The organism is uncultured Roseobacter sp., assembly GCF_947501835.1.
Lineage (GTDB): Bacteria > Pseudomonadota > Alphaproteobacteria > Rhodobacterales > Rhodobacteraceae > Roseobacter.
Genome location: NZ_CANMXR010000004.1, coordinates 284,541 through 299,418, shown reverse-complemented (window position 1 = coordinate 299,418; position 14,878 = coordinate 284,541). Strand labels below are relative to the sequence as shown.

Sequence of the window (14,878 nt, the reverse complement as noted above, 5' to 3'; positions counted from 1 at the left end):
TTAGCCTCGGGAGAGTTTTGCCGAAACACTTTGAGCGGCATGGGCCACAAGGCCGCCCAACCGCTCGGCTCCTCCCGAGGGCAGGTTGATGTCAGGCAGCGAGATGCCCAGAGCGGCGATGGCCAGTCCGTCAGGCAAGGTGATCGGCGCCCCAAAGCTCAGAATACGATCCCGGAATTCTCCCCGATCAAACCCGTAGCCGCGTTTCAGCGTTTCAGCCATATCCGCATCCAAGGCTGGCATCGACGTCAGGGTCAGCTCGGTGTGCCGGGTGAGGTTCCCAACCAGTTGCTCCCGCAGGGCGTTGTAATTGGCCGCAAGGATCGCCTTGCCGGTCGCCACACAATGGATTGGCGCGCTGCCGCCGATGCGATTCCAGGATCGGATCGGTTTTTGGCTGTCGATCTTGTCGATGTAGATCACCGAAAGGTTTTCCGGCACCGCGAGGTAGATGGTTTCCTGCGTCTCATTTGACAGGTAGGACATCTCGGGTGCGGCGAGTTCGCGCAGATTCAGATTGTCCAGCGAGGCGCGACCGACCTGCCATGTCTTGAGCGTCGCGGAATAGGATTTGTCTTCACGGTGTTTGACATAGCCCAGCGTGGTTAGCGTCTGCAGCAACCGAAAGGTGTTCGATTTGGTGAGACCAAGCTCCTTTGACAGCTCGGTCACCCCTTTGCCCTTGGGGGATGCTGCGAGATTCTCCAGAATCGACAACCCCTTGGACAGGGTTGAATCAACTTTTGGCTCTTTCGTCGGTGTGTCTGACATCTGTTACCTGTGCGCTTTTTTTAGGCCTATCAGGTCTTGGGTCGGAGCGGAAGCGAGGCGGTTTATGTGACTGCACCTCTGGCGGAATACCCGTGAAACGGACCAGTTCAACCCGCGCCGAATGCGCCGCCGGACTTTGGGTGAGGCTTGAGGTGCGCAGGTCATGGGTCAGCACGTTCGGATTGCCATGGCGGTCGCGCGCCTGCGGGGCATCGAAATCCGGATCGTACCAGGCCCCGGTCCACAAAAAGACGCAGCCTTGCGCAATGTCTTCGGTCACCCGCGCACCGGCAAGGCAGCGCCCGCGCGCGTTAAATAGTTCAACCACATCGCCGTCTTTGATCCCGCGCGCCGCAGCGTCGTCGGGATGGATCAATACGGGCTCGCGCCCGGCGATCTTTTGACTTAGGCTATAGGCGCCATTGTCCAGCTGACTGTGCAACCTGGTTTTCGGCTGGCCGGACAAAAGATAGAGCGGATGCGCCGCCGTGTGCGCACCGCCCAGATCGCGCGGTGGAAACCAGCTGGCATGACCCTTACAATCGGGCAAATCGAAACCGGCGATCACATCGCTGAAAAGTTCGATTTTGCCGCTGGGTGTTGGTAACGGGTTGGTCTCGGGATCCGCCCGGAACTCCGCCAGGAAAACCTGCGACGGGGAGGGATCGGGCACCACCACCACCTCACCCGCGATGAAACGATCCCACTCGGGCAGCGCCACACCTGCTGTTGCTCCGGCAGCACGCGTGTCGTCCCACAGCTTTTGCACCCAATCCTGCGCGCTGCGCCCCTCGGTGAATGCCTCTGCGGTGCCGAGCAGCGCCGCAAGCTCCGCATAAATGTCATATTCCACGCGCGCTTCCCCTGCTGGCGGCACGACCTGCTGCATTGGCACCAGCGCATTGTCCGATTTGCCGGCGCCAAAATCGGTCCGCTCCTGTGCTGCAGCAACCGGCAACACAATGTCCGCATGGCGCGCGGTCGCGGTCCAGTTGATGTCGTTCACGATGACCGTTTGCGGTCTTTGGAAAGCGGCATGGAGGCGATTGAGGTCCTGATGATGATGAAACGGATTGCCGCCGGCCCACCATACGAGTTTCACGTCCGGAAAGCGCCGTGTCTGGCCCAGATAGGTGTAGGACCCACCGGGGTTAAGCAGCATCTCCGAGACCATCGCCACCGGGATGAATTCCGTCACCGGATTGGTCCCCTGCCCCATGGCCGCCCAGCGAAAGGGGCGCTCGATATTGCCGATGTTGGCATTGACGCCGTACCCGACGGTGTAGCCCCCGCCGGGCAGCCCGATCTGCCCCAGCATGGCGGCCAGGGTCACCGCCATCCACATCGGCTGTTCCCCAAAATCGGTGCGCTGCACCCCCGCTGCGACGGAAATCATCGTGCGCGATGCGGCCATTTCCCGTGCGAGGCCTACGATCCGCTCCGCAGACACTCCAGTGTGCTGCGCTGCCCAGTGTGCATCTTTGGGCTGCGCGTCCTCATTGCCCATCAGATACGCCGCCACCCTGTCGAACCCGACGCAATAGCGTGCAAGAAAGGCCTCATCATGCAAACCTTCGCTTAGCAGCGTATGCGCCAGACCCAACATCAGCGCCGTATCCGACCCGGGATTTGGGGCCAGCCATTCCGCCTTTAGCCCCTGCGCTGCGTCGGTCCGCAAGGGGCTTATGCTGACAAATTTGACCCCCGCCTCCGCGCAAGCCTGCAGGTTGCCCCGCATTCGGTGCCGCGCCACACCCCCATCACTGACCTGTGTGTTACGCTCCGCCATGCCGCCGAACATCACCACCAGATCACTGTGGTTCGCGATGACGCTCCAGCGCGTGGCCTTGGCCACCTGGTCGCGGAACGGGCCCACGATGAAAGGCATCAAACCCAATGCGGCGTTATAGCTGTAATTCCCTTCCGAGCGGACAAAGCCCCCTTGTGTGTTCAGAAATCGCTTCAACTGGCTTTGGGCATGATGAAAGCGGCCAGCGCTCGACCAGCCATATGAGCCCGCATAGATGGCCTCGTTGCCATGGTCGCGGCGCACGCGCTTTATCTCAGCAGCAATAAGCTTAAGCACCTCTTCCCAGGCAACCTCAACAAAATCGTCGCGCCCGCGGGCCACTGGCCCCGCCCCTGGGCCCCTCTCCAACCAGCTTTTCCGCACGGCTGGGCGCAAAATCCGTGCCGCACCATTCAGACTGCCGGTGATGTTGTCATTGATCGGTGAGGGGTCGGGATCATCGGGGTGCGGATGGATCGCGGTAAGCGTCTTGCCGTCGGTCACCGCCAGCCCCACCCCCCAATGGCTCGCCGTCAGTTTGTGATCCGTACTCATCCTAGCCCTATCTTTTGTGCTGATATAAAGAACACATATTCCGAATGTTGACACAATCTAATGAGAGTGTCATCCTCCAAAAACTCTTTTTTGGGCGAGACCGCAATGACCTCCGACAAATTCGCGATTTCTGATGATCTGGTGCACCTTGGGCGCCCCTCGCGGGTTGACGGTCGGCATGTCAACATGCCGGTTGAACTGGGCTCCACCATCGTCTTCGACACTCTTGCGGCGTTCGAGGCAGCACGCGAGGCGCGCTATGACACTGACACATTGTATTACGGACGATATGGCAACACGGCAAGCTTCCAGCTTGAGACGATGTTGGCAAAGCTCGAACAGGCCCATGGCGTAACCCTCACCTCTTCCGGCGTCGCTGCGATATCCTGCACGCTCTTGGCCTTTGCCACGCCCGGTGCACATCTGCTGGTGGCAGATCATGTCTATGGCAACACCCGCGCGTTTTGCGAAAGCGTCCTGCGGCGCATGGGTGTCGAGGTTGAGTATTTCGACCCCATAATCGACGGTGATCTGGCAAAGCGGCTGCGCGATACCACCTGTGCCGTGATGTTCGAAGCGCCCGGCTCCGGCACGTTTGAGGTGCCGGACATTCGTGCCATTTCCAACACGGCCCGCGCGGCAGGCGTGCCCTCGATCATCGACGGCACCTGGGCGACACCGATCTTTTGCCAACCGCTGACCCTTGGCGCAGATGTGATCGTTGCCTCCTGCTCGAAATATCTCAGCGGTCATTCCGATTGCATGATGGGCATGATTGCCAGCAATGCGACGTATCACGCCCAAATCCGCCAAACCGTCATGGCCATTGGCGACAAAACCGGGGCGCAGGAGGTCTTTTTATGCCTGCGTGGCCTGCGCACGCTGAAAATGCGGATGGAAACCATCGACCGCGCCGGACGCGATATTGCTGCGTGGCTGGCCGCGCAGCCGCAGGTCAAAACCCTGCTTCATCCGGCCTTTCCTGCCTGCCCCGGTCATGATGCATGGTCGCGTGATTTTACCGGGGCTGCGGGGCTTTTCGGCGTGATTTTCCACGCTTGTTCAGACGCTCAAATTCGCGCCTTCGTCGATGCGCTGCAGCTCTTTGGCATTGGCGTCAGCTGGGGCGGCTATGAAAGCCTGGTGCTGCCGGTCAAGCCCGTTCGCACCGCAACCCCCTGGACCGAAGACGGCCAACTGGTGCGGTTCAATATTGGCCTCGAAGATCCCGCCAGCCTCAAGGCAGATCTCGCCGCCGCCCTTCCCCTTCTGAATTCTGCGCCGGAGTGACCCATGCACAATAAAATCGACCATTTCGCCATCGGTGCGGACACCCTGGACCAGGGCATCATCGCTATGGCGCAAGCGCTCGGCGTCGAGGTCACCCGCGGAGGCAAACACGAAGCGATGAGCACGCATAACTGCGTCATGCAAGCGGGCAACGAGAGCTTCTTTGAACTGATCGCAATCGATCCCGAGGCCCCTGCCGATCCGGGGCGCCCCCGTTGGTTCACCCTCGACGAGCCTGCGACACAAGCGCGCCTGGCCGAACGCCCCCGCGCGCTGTGCTGGGTGGTTGGTACCGACGATCTGGACGGTGTGCTCGCGGCCAGCCCCGTCGATCTGGGGGAGGTTGTCCTCTTTACCCGAGGCGACCGATCCTGGCGCCTGACCGTGCCCAGGGACGGCAGCCTGCCCATGGGCGGCCTGCTCCCTGCGTTCATCGAATGGTCCCCCGGTCCGCACCCCAGCACAGGGCAACAGGATCTTGGGGTCACGCTTGAACAAATACAGCTCTCGCATCCTGATCCGGATGCCTTGACCAAGGTGCTTGAAGCCCTCAACGTCGATCACCTTGCCGATGTGCAGGAGGGTCCAGCAGCACTGTCCTTTGCGCTCAATACGCAAAAGGGATCTGTCATCTTGGACTAGATCAAAGGGCTTTTGAGGACCTGACCGACACCGCTCGTCCCGATTGTCTCAGGCCCAGCGATCAAGTTTCGGGATGCCGCGGGTGAAGGCCCAGGCCATGATGCGGGGCATGCCCTTATCCGCCAGGGCATCGACGCAATGGGCCTGAAACTCTTCGACGGAAACACCCGGATGCCGAAACGCCCCATCCTCATAGCAGATTGAGCAATATGTTGTGCTCAGACTGCCATCTTTCTCGGACCCGCCGCCCTTTGGATCCTTGTTCAGCGGCATACCGCAACTCTGACAGCGTTGGCCCATGTCTTTCTCCTTGATCCTGATCTGAAAAACAATAGACTAGAAACCATGGTTTTTTGTCAATGGTTATAAATATGCGGATCGGACAACTTGCAAAGCAAACCGGTTTCAGCCGCGACGCTATCCGCTTCTATGAAAAACAGGGCCTCCTGACCGCAACGGCCCGCGAAGGGGACAATAACTACAAGTCCTATCCGGAGGACGCGGTGCTCACCCTGCAGGTCATCCGCGACGCGCAGGCCGCGGGCATGAGCATTGGCGATCTGTCGATCTTCCTCTCTCAGCTCAACGCAGAAGACAGCGAGGCCTTCGACGGCGACGCCTTTCTGGCCAGCAAAATCGCCGAGGTGGAGGCGCGCCTCGCATCGACCAGCCGGTTTTTGGACACGCTGCGCCAGACCCGCGACGCCCTGCGACGTGCGCCGCTGGAATGACGCAAGCAGGCGAAATCCCGCATCAGCGTGCCGCGATCGACATCCGGCCTTTCAGGTATTCGCCGTACTGGCCGAGCGAAAAGATGAACACCCAATAGATCGCGCCCACAAACACATAGACTTCAAGATAATGCGGCGCCCATTCCCCGGTGCCAAAAGCGGCCTTAGCTGAGGCCAGGATATCGAAGAACCCGATGATGATCACAATCGCTGTTTCCTTGAAGGTCACAACCAACATGTTGATCGTGCTTGGCAGCGCATGACGGAAAACCTGCGGCAGCACGATACGCCCCAGGATGCTCCAATAGCTTAGCCCAAGCGCTTTGCCCGCCTCGAACTGACCAGATGGAATGGCCTGGAAACCACCGCGGAAAACCTCCGCCTGATAGCAGGCAAAAAACAACGCAAAGGCAATGATCACCCGCCAGATCTTGTCGCCCTCGAGCCAACTGGGCAGCAAGATCGGCACCACCACAGCGGCCGTGAAGAGGGTCGTCAGGAGCGGCAGGGAGCGGATGAAATCGATGATCAGCGTCGCAAAGCCGCGCACCACCGGCATGTCGGACCGCCGCATCAGAGCCAGCCCCAACCCCATTGGCATGCCCAGAAGCACAACCGAGGCAAACAGAAAGAGCGTCAGCGCCAGCCCGCCCCATTGGTCGGTGGTCACTTGTTGCAGGCCCAGAAGGCTGCCTTCCATCAACAGGTAATAGGCGGCAAAGCCGACACCCCACAACAGCGTCAGTCGCTTTGCCGACCACGCTTGCGGGAAACAGGAAAAGATCACGGTCAGGATGATCGCGAAGCAGGCCAGTGTCGAACGCCAATGCTGCTCGAAAGGGTAAAGGCCAAAGAGGATCAGGCGGTGCCGCCCGGCAATGACCGACCAGCAGGCGCCCGCCTCTTCAGTGCAATTGCCCACATCCTCGGCGCGCCAGACCGCGCGCAGCACGGCCCAATCGACCAGCAGCCAGGCCCAATAGGCCAGAACACTGAAGACGATGATTGTGATGGCCGTATCCAGCGGCGTGCCAAAGGCGTTCCGCTTCATGGATTTGACAAAGGCCTGCATGCGGCTGGGGCGCGCGGTCAGAGTTGTGCTCATATCGGTCATGTCAATTTGCCTTCAGCTTCATACGTGCGTTGAGCCAATTGCCGAATTGCGCAATGGCGAAGTTCACCAGCAAAAACGCGAGCATCAAGATCGCGATCAGTTCCAGGGTCTGACCCGATTGGGTGATCGAGGTCGACACCAGCATGAAGAGGTCACTGAACCCAATCGCCACCCCGATGGTCGTGGCCTTCATGATGAAAATCCACTGGTTGACCAGCGGCGGAATGATGCTGCGCAGCGCCATGGGCAATTTGATGCGTGACCAGATATTGCGCGGCGTCAGGCCCAGCGCCTGACCTGCTTCCGTCAAACCGCGCGGGACCTGGTTCAGGCCACCTCGCACAACCTCGGCAATGTAGGCGCTGCCGTAAAGCACGATGGAGACGATCATCGCGGCGAGCTCAATCGGCACGGTGATCCCGCCCCGGAACCGCAACCCAGCCAGCGCCGGGATCGAAAAGATGCTCTCTCCTGCCGGGGCAAAGATCAGCGCTGCGGCGATGCAGCCAAACACGGTGCCGCCAAGCCAATAAAGCAGCCCGCGCATCAAGGGTGTCTTGAGCAGGATCAGAACCGCAACCAGCAGAAGCGACGCAATCAGAAGCCCCAAGGCAACGGATGGTGGGACATTCAGGCCAGGGATCATGACACCCCTGTTCGACAGAAATACCGCATCCGCGATGCTCATTGCCTGCCGGGGTCCCGGGAAATGGATCAAAACGGAATAGAGGAATATCAATTGCAGGATGAGCGGAATGTTCCGGAAAATCTGCACATAGACAGAGGCCGCAGTTTTGAGTGCGATGTTTGACGCGTCGCGTGCCGTGCCAATGAGAAACCCGAAGATGGTCGATAGAATGATGGAGATAAAGCCAACGAACATCATGTTCAGAAAGCCGATGAAAAGCGTCTTGGAATAGGGATCATTGATGCTTTTCGGGATGAGGGAGAAGCTGTAATCCCAACCGGTCCCGCGTTCCAGAAAACCGAACCCGCTGGTGATCCCGAGTGCGGCGAGATTGACACGCGCGCTTTGGATGGCCCCCAGGACGACAATGACCGACAGGACGATCAAAGCGCCCTGGATGATCAGTTTGCGCCGTTTCGCACGTCTGCGCAGTTCCATTGCGGTCGCCATCACTGCCCCCGATTTCTTGCTGAAGTCTGTGTGGAGGCCACCTCGCCGAGATGAGAGGCGGCCTCAGGGATCTTCGGATCAGTCCAGGATCGGTGCGTAGAGCACGCCGCCATGGCTCCAAAGATTGTTCAAGCCCCGATCGAGGTTATAGGCACTGTCTTTGCCCAGGTTACGATCATAGATTTCGCCAAAGTTCCCCATGGCCGCGATCATCTCGCGGGCCCATGTTTCGCGCAGGCCAAGACGTTCGCCCATGCCCGGCTCCACACCCAGCAGACGGGCCACGCGCGGGTTCGGCGGTGTTGCGGCCATCTCGGCCACATTCGCTTTTGTCACGCCCTCTTCTTCTGCGATCAGCAGCGCGGCCAGCATCCAGTTCACAACATCGACGAAGTCCTCGTCCCCCTGACGCATGGCGGCCGCAATTGGCTCACTCGAGAGTTTGTCGCTGAGGATGATATGCGCGTCCGGATTGTCGATCTCGGTTGCTCGCAGCACCGCGAGGTTCGGCCCCCAACCGGCAAAGGCATCGCAGCGGTTCGCCAGATAGGCGGCCCTCAGTTCGGCAGCGCTTTCATAGGAAACGATTGTATGTTCCACCCCGATTGTGGACATGTAGTTGGCCGAGATACGCTCAATCGTCGTACCGGCTTCCACGCAGATCGTACCGCCCTCAAGCCCCGTGGCATCGGTGATGCCAAGCTCACCATGCGCCATGAATTGTGTGCCGCCAAAGAAGTAGGGCAGCGAGAATTGCAGGCCCAGTTCCGTGTCGCGCCCCATGGTCCAACCGGTGGCCTTGATGATGATATCAACATCGCCCGATTGCAATGCCGGGAAACGCTGCGCCCAGCTCAATGGCACGATCTGTGCCTTTTCCGGATCGCCCAGAATGGCCGTGGTCAGAGCGCGACAGATGTCGATGTCGAGGCCTTTCCATTCGTTCTTGTCGTTCACTTCCACGAAGCCAAAGTAGCTTCCGTTATGGCCGGAACATAGCATCGTGCCCCGTTCCTGAATTTCTTTGACAGTCGGGCTTTCCGCCAGAACTGCGCCAGGAAGCATGGCAATCGCGGCTGCGGCCATGCTCACTACTGTTGCTTTTGTGAGCATTGTGATTTCCCTGTTGTTCTGTATATCAGCACATTTGTACTGATATAAAGAATGATCCGAGCATCATTACGAGTCAAGAAAATTATCGAAACCCGGCTGGCAGCCCCCCAAATCGCCCAAATAGGCATCTGCACAGCGCAGTGATGACGCCGTCGCTGCCGTTAACATTCACAGTCGGAAAATACCTGATCGTTGCGGATTGGAGAGTGCTGCGGGCGCATATCTTCCGGCGTCCACAGACCGTGCATTCTCTACCCAGAGCGTTTCTGCAAACCTAAGCCAGACAGTATCTGCACTGCGACCACTTTGATTGTCGCCCTCGGGGTCAGAGCGTAAGGGCCCTCATTCGCCACACAAAAGTACCGCGATAAGGCTCTCCAGCCCTGGTTCTGAGCGCCGCTCACCCAAGCGGCTCATCCCGATGGAACCCTCTCCAATCCTGTAGTAACACTCGACATGGCGCGTTCATTCGGGGCCGACAGACAACCACCTACAATTCCTGGTCAAAACCCACGAATTTTCTCACAGGACCGACCTGAAATGAACAAATCGCGCAAAAACATCATCGTGGTCAGCTTCGACGACGCGATTGCCTTTTACAAATACAAGGACGTCTTCAAGGAGCCGCTTCAGGTCCCGAATCTGGACCGGTTCTGCCGACAATCCGCGGTGTTCCACGCAGCCTACTGTCAATCACCCATTTGCGGGCCGTCGCGGTCCAGTTTCATGTCGGCAAAAACGCCCCATGAATTGGGTATCTTCGAAAACGAACAGAATATCTTTGATCGCGTTTCGCCCAAGGAAATCTGGTCCTACCGGCTGAAGGAGAATGGTTATTTCTGCTCCTCCGGTGGCAAGTTGCATCACCTCTACCGACCGCTTCGCAGACGCTTTCACCGGGTGATCTACTCGGATGAACAAAAACGGTTCAGAAGCGACATGAACCTGCCAGCCGATGTGGAGAAGAAAAAATTCGGCGGACACAGACGCGGTTTTGGAACGACGGCCAAAGAAGATGACAACATGTTCTACGATCACCAATCCGCAGATTCCGCGATTAAGTTCCTGGAGGAGTATGACAGGAGTGAGCCGTTCTATCGGGAAATCGGTTTTTACAGCCCGCACGGCCCCCATTACACCCCTGCCCGCTTCAAGGAGATGTATGACGTTAAGAACTTTACGAAACCGGCGTCATGGTCTGACGGGTTTGACGAAAACCCCTACGCGGCAGAACACTATTCAGCGAATATTGCCATTCGCGATGACCGCTGGTGGAAAATGAGTGTGCGCAACTATTTTTCCGCGTTCAGCCACGGCGATTACCATTTCGGGCGGGTGATGGAGGCATTGAAGGCATCAAAACATGCGGAAAACACCATTGTCATTATCCTGTCGGATCACGGTTTTCACCTCGGGAACCGGAACCGCTACAAGAAATCCACATTGTGGGAACAGGTTGCTGCGGTGCCGTTCATTATTCACGATCCGGCGCAGAAGACACCACGAGAGGTTCACGACCCCGTGGCGCTGATTGATGTCGGCCCAACGGTTCTGGATTATGCGGAAATGCCGGGCCTCGCCGATTGCGTCGGTCGGTCCCTACGCACTCAAGTCGGGGGCGAAGCCGTTCCTGATCGGGTTGTCCCCACATTCCATCATGATGATGTGTCGATCCGTAAAGGCGACTATCGCCTGATCAGATATCAGGATGGCACCACCGAATTCTACAATCTGAAAGACGACTACTGGCAGTTGCGAAATCTTGGGTCCCAACATCCCGACTATGCCGAGACCTATGCGGCGCTGGCCGCTTGCAGCAAATCCTATGGGCTCGACATTCCCGACCAGCCCTAGGCTGGATCTCTTTGGACTGCCTGGGCGGCAACCAGACGCGGCGCATGCAGGCCGGGTCGAGCACGTTGCGGCCTTGGCATAGGACACGCCAAAGGTCGTTCAATCAGACCTACCGCTCGTAGTCGACATAATGTCCTTGAACGGGGAAGGTTTTAGGCTTCGGCTTCAACGGCTTGCGCACCGCATAAAACAGCATGGTCGGGCCCTTGAACGCCCTCACACCGCCCCGCCGTTGGCCTGACGGGTCCGGGATATCGAAGTATTCCTGCTTGCCGCGCCGCTCCTGCGCGCCAGCCTCAAGCACCTGATACCCAAGGCAATGATGCCAGTACCGCCATGGCACATCCGGGCCGGTCTGAAAAAATCCATGTCCAAACCAGCCGTCAGCAGCCACAAAACTCATCATCACACCACCCGGTTTCAGCATCGCATGGCAGTTTTCCAGTGCGGTACCGATGTGAAAAATGTGCTCAGTCGTGCCGCCGTCGATGATCAGGTCAAATTTGCCCTCCAGCTTCTTGGGCACCTTCTTGTTCAGATCGTGGATGTGCTCGGCACCTTCCGACGCAGTGAAATCCATCGCCTCCAGCTTCGGATAGCCAATGGCGCTGAGAAATTTCTCCGTAAATCCATCCTCTTGGACCAGATCCTCCGGTGCAACCTCAATGCCATATTGCTTCAGCTGACGCGCGAGTTTGACAAGCCGGTGGCCTTTCAGGTGCAATTTCTGGCGACCCAGAACCAGACCGCGCTTTGCGTCCGTTACATGTTTGGCGTTGCGCGCTAAAAATTTGCCGGGAATGAGGCTGATGCCCATATCTTTTATACTCTCATGCGTCTCTTGCCCTGCCACCGTCGCGCCTCCGCGTGTGGGCAGCTGCGGGACCGGTCGGTCTGGCTCGTTTATAACCAAGAAAACTGAACTTAGCTGCTATTGCCCAACACCATAAAGAAATGTCCGGGGGTTGTGGCTTTGATGCCAAATCGCACCACGCCCTTGCGGGAGGGGATGACCGCTGGCACTTTGATCTTGATCGTCAACGCGCAACGGGCGTTTGCAGAGGAAGAGCATGAGACCCCTAAAACTGATCGTCCGCAGAACATGACGGAAGTCATCCTGCACATCGGCACGCCCAAAACCGGAACTACGGCGATCCAGCACGCGATGAGCATCAATGAGGAGGTGTTGGCCCAAGAAAATATCGCATTCATCAAAACAGGCAGACACCGCGCGGCGCATAACGATCTGGCAAATGCGATTACCCGGCACGGCGCGGATCACAAGTTTCAGGATGCTTTTGCCGCCGAATTTGCCAAGGCGGCGGTGGGGGGCGGGAAAATACTGCTCTCAAGCGAAATCTTTTCTCTCATCCCACCGTCGAAATTCCGCCGGTCCCTGCCACCGCTTGACGCTGTTCCAATGAAAATTGTGGTCTATTTACGACGGCAGGATCAATATGCCGAGGCCTTTTACAAACAGCGTTTGAAAAATGGCCGCATTACGATCCCGTTCGACGAATTTCTTGAAAGCCGCGTATGCCAACGCATCACAAATTACCAAAAGCTTCTGAACGGGTGGTCTGAAACCTACCCGCAGGCGCAGATAACCCCGCGCATCTACGATCGGGCCGGTTTTGTGAATCAGGATATTGTCGCTGATTTCGCTGCTATTCTGGGGCTGCGAGCGACGGATCTCGATAGTGCACAGGTTGAGCATAACGTATCGCCCAGCAGGGACGTCATCGACATTCTGCTGGCGTTGGCGCCGCATTTTGAAGCGGCGGAGCTGCGAAAGATTTTCCGAACAGCCAAGGCTTTGGACCTGAACGGTTTCAGCGGCCAAGGCGATCTGTTCACCTCTGAAGAGCGTCAGACGTTTTGCGCCCGGTTTGCGACAGATGACGCGGCGCTCCGGCAACGGTTTTTCCCCGACCGGGAAACACTATTCCCCGCGCCGCGCCAGACGAGCCCGGATCAGCAAGCGACCGACAGATCAGATACCAGACCTGCGTTGCTGAAAGCCATGCTGCAAATCGCCTTCGATTTGAAACGGAACCAAGATTAGGGCGTCATGCCCAGTTTCAACGCAATGAAGTGTCGTCCTGGCAGACGGTCTAGACAAGCCGTCGGACAAACTTCGTGCCCGTCAGCCTGTTGTGATTATCCCGCGCCTCGCCAAGTTTTCCGGATCTGCGCAGGTTGTCCATGTTACGGTAATGGATGGTGAAAATTTCCCGATCCTCGGGAAAGGGCTGGTTCCTCAGCTTGCCACCAAGGATGAAATGCTGCTCTTCGGGCAGAATATTCCAATCCAGACCGGCCTTGCGAATTGCGGCGGGCAGGGTCATCTGATCCAGATAGGGGCGGCGACGGTCCAGGGTTTCGACCTGATCGACGATCTGCGCCGTCTCGTACCAGACATCGGGAAACCGACCTTTGCCGGTGGTGTCGGTCTCGGGAAACGCCACCAGCCCGGAGCTGAAATAGGGAATGACCGGACCTTTGCTGCGCCGCATCAATCGATACCGTTCGGGGGGAATATCCATCTCCAGCGCACCGTAGATGTCCTCCCAGATCGATTGTTCCGCCCAGAGCATCGACGCCGCCATCGAACAAGACACATGCCCCGCGCGCAGAATATTCCCCGGCGTATTGTCGCGAATGAAAAGCACATCCGAATCCGCAAACATCGACCATTCGGTGTCACGGGGTTCCAGGCAGGCCAGAATTTTATTGCCATGCGGATAGGCAGGCTCAAACCGTCCACCCGTATCGAAGGTTCTGATTTCCGCGCCCATTTTTTCATGGGCCACATGCACGGCCGGATGCAGCTCGTGGTACCGGTGCTTGGGGCAATACCCGATGGCCTTGACGTTTGCAGGAAATCGCGTGCGGATCGAGGCCAAGAGGTAGCTGGCCATGATCTCGTATTCGGGTGGCTCAACGATGTAGAATATTGTCAGCGACGCATCCTTGCCGTCCACGGCAGCCACCTTCGTATCCATTTCTACTTCAACGCTTTTTCAGGCTCGATCCCGATCTTTTCGCACATGCGCCAGACATAGGATCCTTCAAGCGGCGGGTTCTTGCGCCACCAGGGTTTTGTGCCGTTCGTGTAGAGGTGAACCGAAAGCGTATTCTCCGTAAAGTGGCCCTCGACCCGCCCGTAAGGATCAAAAAACACATCGTTCAACTGAAACGGCACGGGATAGAGGTAACTGTTGTCGAGCGCTTTTTCATAATCGCCGGTCTGCTTGGCGAAATAGGTAAAGGCCTGCGGCCCGAAGGCCGTCCGTTCGGCCTTGTAAATGCGCACCGCGTGCGATGCGTCGGTCATGCGGTCAAGCTTCCGGCGCTGGTTCTTGTTGAACCATGGCGGTGCGTCGGGCAAGTTTTCATAGTAGTCCATCAGCAGATCAATCAGCTCACCCTGTGGCGGGATGTACACCACGCCGCAGTTCAACGCGCCCAGAAATCCATGCCCGGCATAGATATGCGTCATCTCATCCGGAAATGGCTTATGGCAAAACGCGTCGCAATCGATCCAGATCGCATCCGTCTTGCGGATCATCTTGTAGCGAAAGACATTGGACAGAAAAGACGCGCTCGTCTGCTCGACAATACCCATGTCGATATCCATGATTTCAGAGGCCGGGCGGATTTCAACCCCCTCGGGCGCATTCGTCACCTCATCGGTACAGTAGAGCGTCGTCGGATGGCCTGCAAGAATGTGTGATTTAAGGCATAACTGATTGATATAATGAAGCTTATCACCAATCCACAAAGACGCGACCGGTCGACGATTGAGCGCTGCCATCAAATTTTCCCACCTAGGTTTGTCGCTGCCCGACAGTTGTTATTTGGTTGCATGCAAAGATGGC

General features: G+C 57.8%; 14 protein-coding genes. 5 read left to right on the top strand and 9 right to left on the bottom strand.

Translation table 11 applies throughout. The annotated features are described in order from the left end of the window. Both Q1A20_RS10470 and Q1A20_RS10465 read right to left on the bottom strand, forming a co-directional pair. Positions 1–771, bottom strand: coding sequence for an IclR family transcriptional regulator (locus tag Q1A20_RS10470; RefSeq protein WP_298973148.1), 771 nt, complete (start codon positions 769–771; stop codon positions 1–3). After that, positions 737–3,115, bottom strand: coding sequence for a molybdopterin-dependent oxidoreductase (locus Q1A20_RS10465; RefSeq protein WP_299916907.1), 2,379 nt, complete (start codon positions 3,113–3,115; stop codon positions 737–739). The genes Q1A20_RS10470 and Q1A20_RS10465 overlap by 35 nt, the downstream gene beginning before the upstream one ends. Before the next feature lie 105 nt (positions 3,116–3,220). Between Q1A20_RS10465 and metC the strand changes: the two genes are divergently transcribed. Both metC and Q1A20_RS10455 read left to right on the top strand, forming a co-directional pair. Continuing rightward, positions 3,221–4,405 carry a cystathionine beta-lyase gene (gene metC / locus Q1A20_RS10460; RefSeq protein ID WP_299916906.1) on the top strand — a complete coding sequence of 395 codons (1,185 nt, stop codon included), beginning with the start codon at positions 3,221–3,223 and terminating at the stop codon, positions 4,403–4,405. Between the two features lie 3 nt (positions 4,406–4,408). Continuing rightward, positions 4,409–5,047 (top strand): VOC family protein, encoded by a 639-nt coding sequence (locus tag Q1A20_RS10455; protein ID WP_299916905.1) that lies wholly within the window; start codon positions 4,409–4,411, stop codon positions 5,045–5,047. 48 nt (positions 5,048–5,095) lie between these two features. Here the strand turns inward: Q1A20_RS10455 and Q1A20_RS10450 are convergent, their stop codons facing one another. Continuing rightward, positions 5,096–5,347, bottom strand: coding sequence for a zinc ribbon domain-containing protein (locus tag Q1A20_RS10450; RefSeq protein ID WP_298973140.1), 252 nt, complete (start codon positions 5,345–5,347; stop codon positions 5,096–5,098). 71 nt (positions 5,348–5,418) lie between these two features. On the opposite strand from Q1A20_RS10450, the gene Q1A20_RS10445 reads away from it, so the two are divergent. Beyond that, the gene (locus Q1A20_RS10445) at positions 5,419–5,778 is read left to right on the top strand and encodes a MerR family transcriptional regulator (RefSeq protein ID WP_299407314.1); all 360 of its coding nucleotides are present in this window, start codon (positions 5,419–5,421) and stop codon (positions 5,776–5,778) included. A gap of 22 nt (positions 5,779–5,800) precedes the next feature. Here the strand turns inward: Q1A20_RS10445 and Q1A20_RS10440 are convergent, their stop codons facing one another. The 3 genes from Q1A20_RS10440 to Q1A20_RS10430 all read right to left on the bottom strand — a co-directional run bounded on the left by Q1A20_RS10440 (position 5,801) and on the right by Q1A20_RS10430 (position 9,143). Next, on the bottom strand, positions 5,801–6,892 hold the full coding sequence (locus Q1A20_RS10440) for an amino acid ABC transporter permease (protein ID WP_299916904.1): 1,092 nt from the start codon (positions 6,890–6,892) through the stop codon (positions 5,801–5,803). 1 nt (position 6,893) lies between these two features. Continuing rightward, on the bottom strand, positions 6,894–8,030 hold the full coding sequence (locus Q1A20_RS10435) for an ABC transporter permease subunit (RefSeq protein ID WP_299916903.1): 1,137 nt from the start codon (positions 8,028–8,030) through the stop codon (positions 6,894–6,896). Positions 8,031–8,108: 78 nt separating this feature from the next. Continuing rightward, positions 8,109–9,143: a transporter substrate-binding domain-containing protein gene (locus Q1A20_RS10430; protein WP_298973130.1), complete on the bottom strand. Its 1,035-nt coding sequence runs from the start codon at positions 9,141–9,143 to the stop codon at positions 8,109–8,111. A 540-nt stretch (positions 9,144–9,683) separates the two neighbouring features. Here Q1A20_RS10430 and Q1A20_RS10425 point away from each other — a divergent pair. Then, entirely contained in the window at positions 9,684–10,997 is a 1,314-nt protein-coding gene (locus tag Q1A20_RS10425) for a sulfatase-like hydrolase/transferase (RefSeq protein ID WP_299916902.1), read from the top strand. A 109-nt stretch (positions 10,998–11,106) separates the two neighbouring features. On the opposite strand, the gene Q1A20_RS10420 is transcribed toward Q1A20_RS10425, so the two are convergent. Next, the gene (locus Q1A20_RS10420) at positions 11,107–11,814 is read right to left on the bottom strand and encodes a class I SAM-dependent methyltransferase (protein ID WP_299407304.1); all 708 of its coding nucleotides are present in this window, start codon (positions 11,812–11,814) and stop codon (positions 11,107–11,109) included. A 159-nt stretch (positions 11,815–11,973) separates the two neighbouring features. On the opposite strand from Q1A20_RS10420, the gene Q1A20_RS10415 reads away from it, so the two are divergent. Then, the gene (locus Q1A20_RS10415; protein ID WP_299407302.1) at positions 11,974–13,062 is read left to right on the top strand and encodes a hypothetical protein; all 1,089 of its coding nucleotides are present in this window, start codon (positions 11,974–11,976) and stop codon (positions 13,060–13,062) included. A gap of 49 nt (positions 13,063–13,111) precedes the next feature. Here Q1A20_RS10415 and Q1A20_RS10410 read toward each other — a convergent pair whose 3' ends face one another. Together Q1A20_RS10410 and Q1A20_RS10405 are read right to left on the bottom strand one after the other, a co-directional pair. Then, positions 13,112–14,002 (bottom strand): hypothetical protein, encoded by an 891-nt coding sequence (locus Q1A20_RS10410; RefSeq protein ID WP_299407299.1) that lies wholly within the window; start codon positions 14,000–14,002, stop codon positions 13,112–13,114. Positions 14,003–14,004: 2 nt separating this feature from the next. Beyond that, positions 14,005–14,814 (bottom strand): hypothetical protein, encoded by an 810-nt coding sequence (locus tag Q1A20_RS10405; RefSeq protein WP_299407297.1) that lies wholly within the window; start codon positions 14,812–14,814, stop codon positions 14,005–14,007. Between the last annotated feature and the right edge of the window lie 64 nt (positions 14,815–14,878).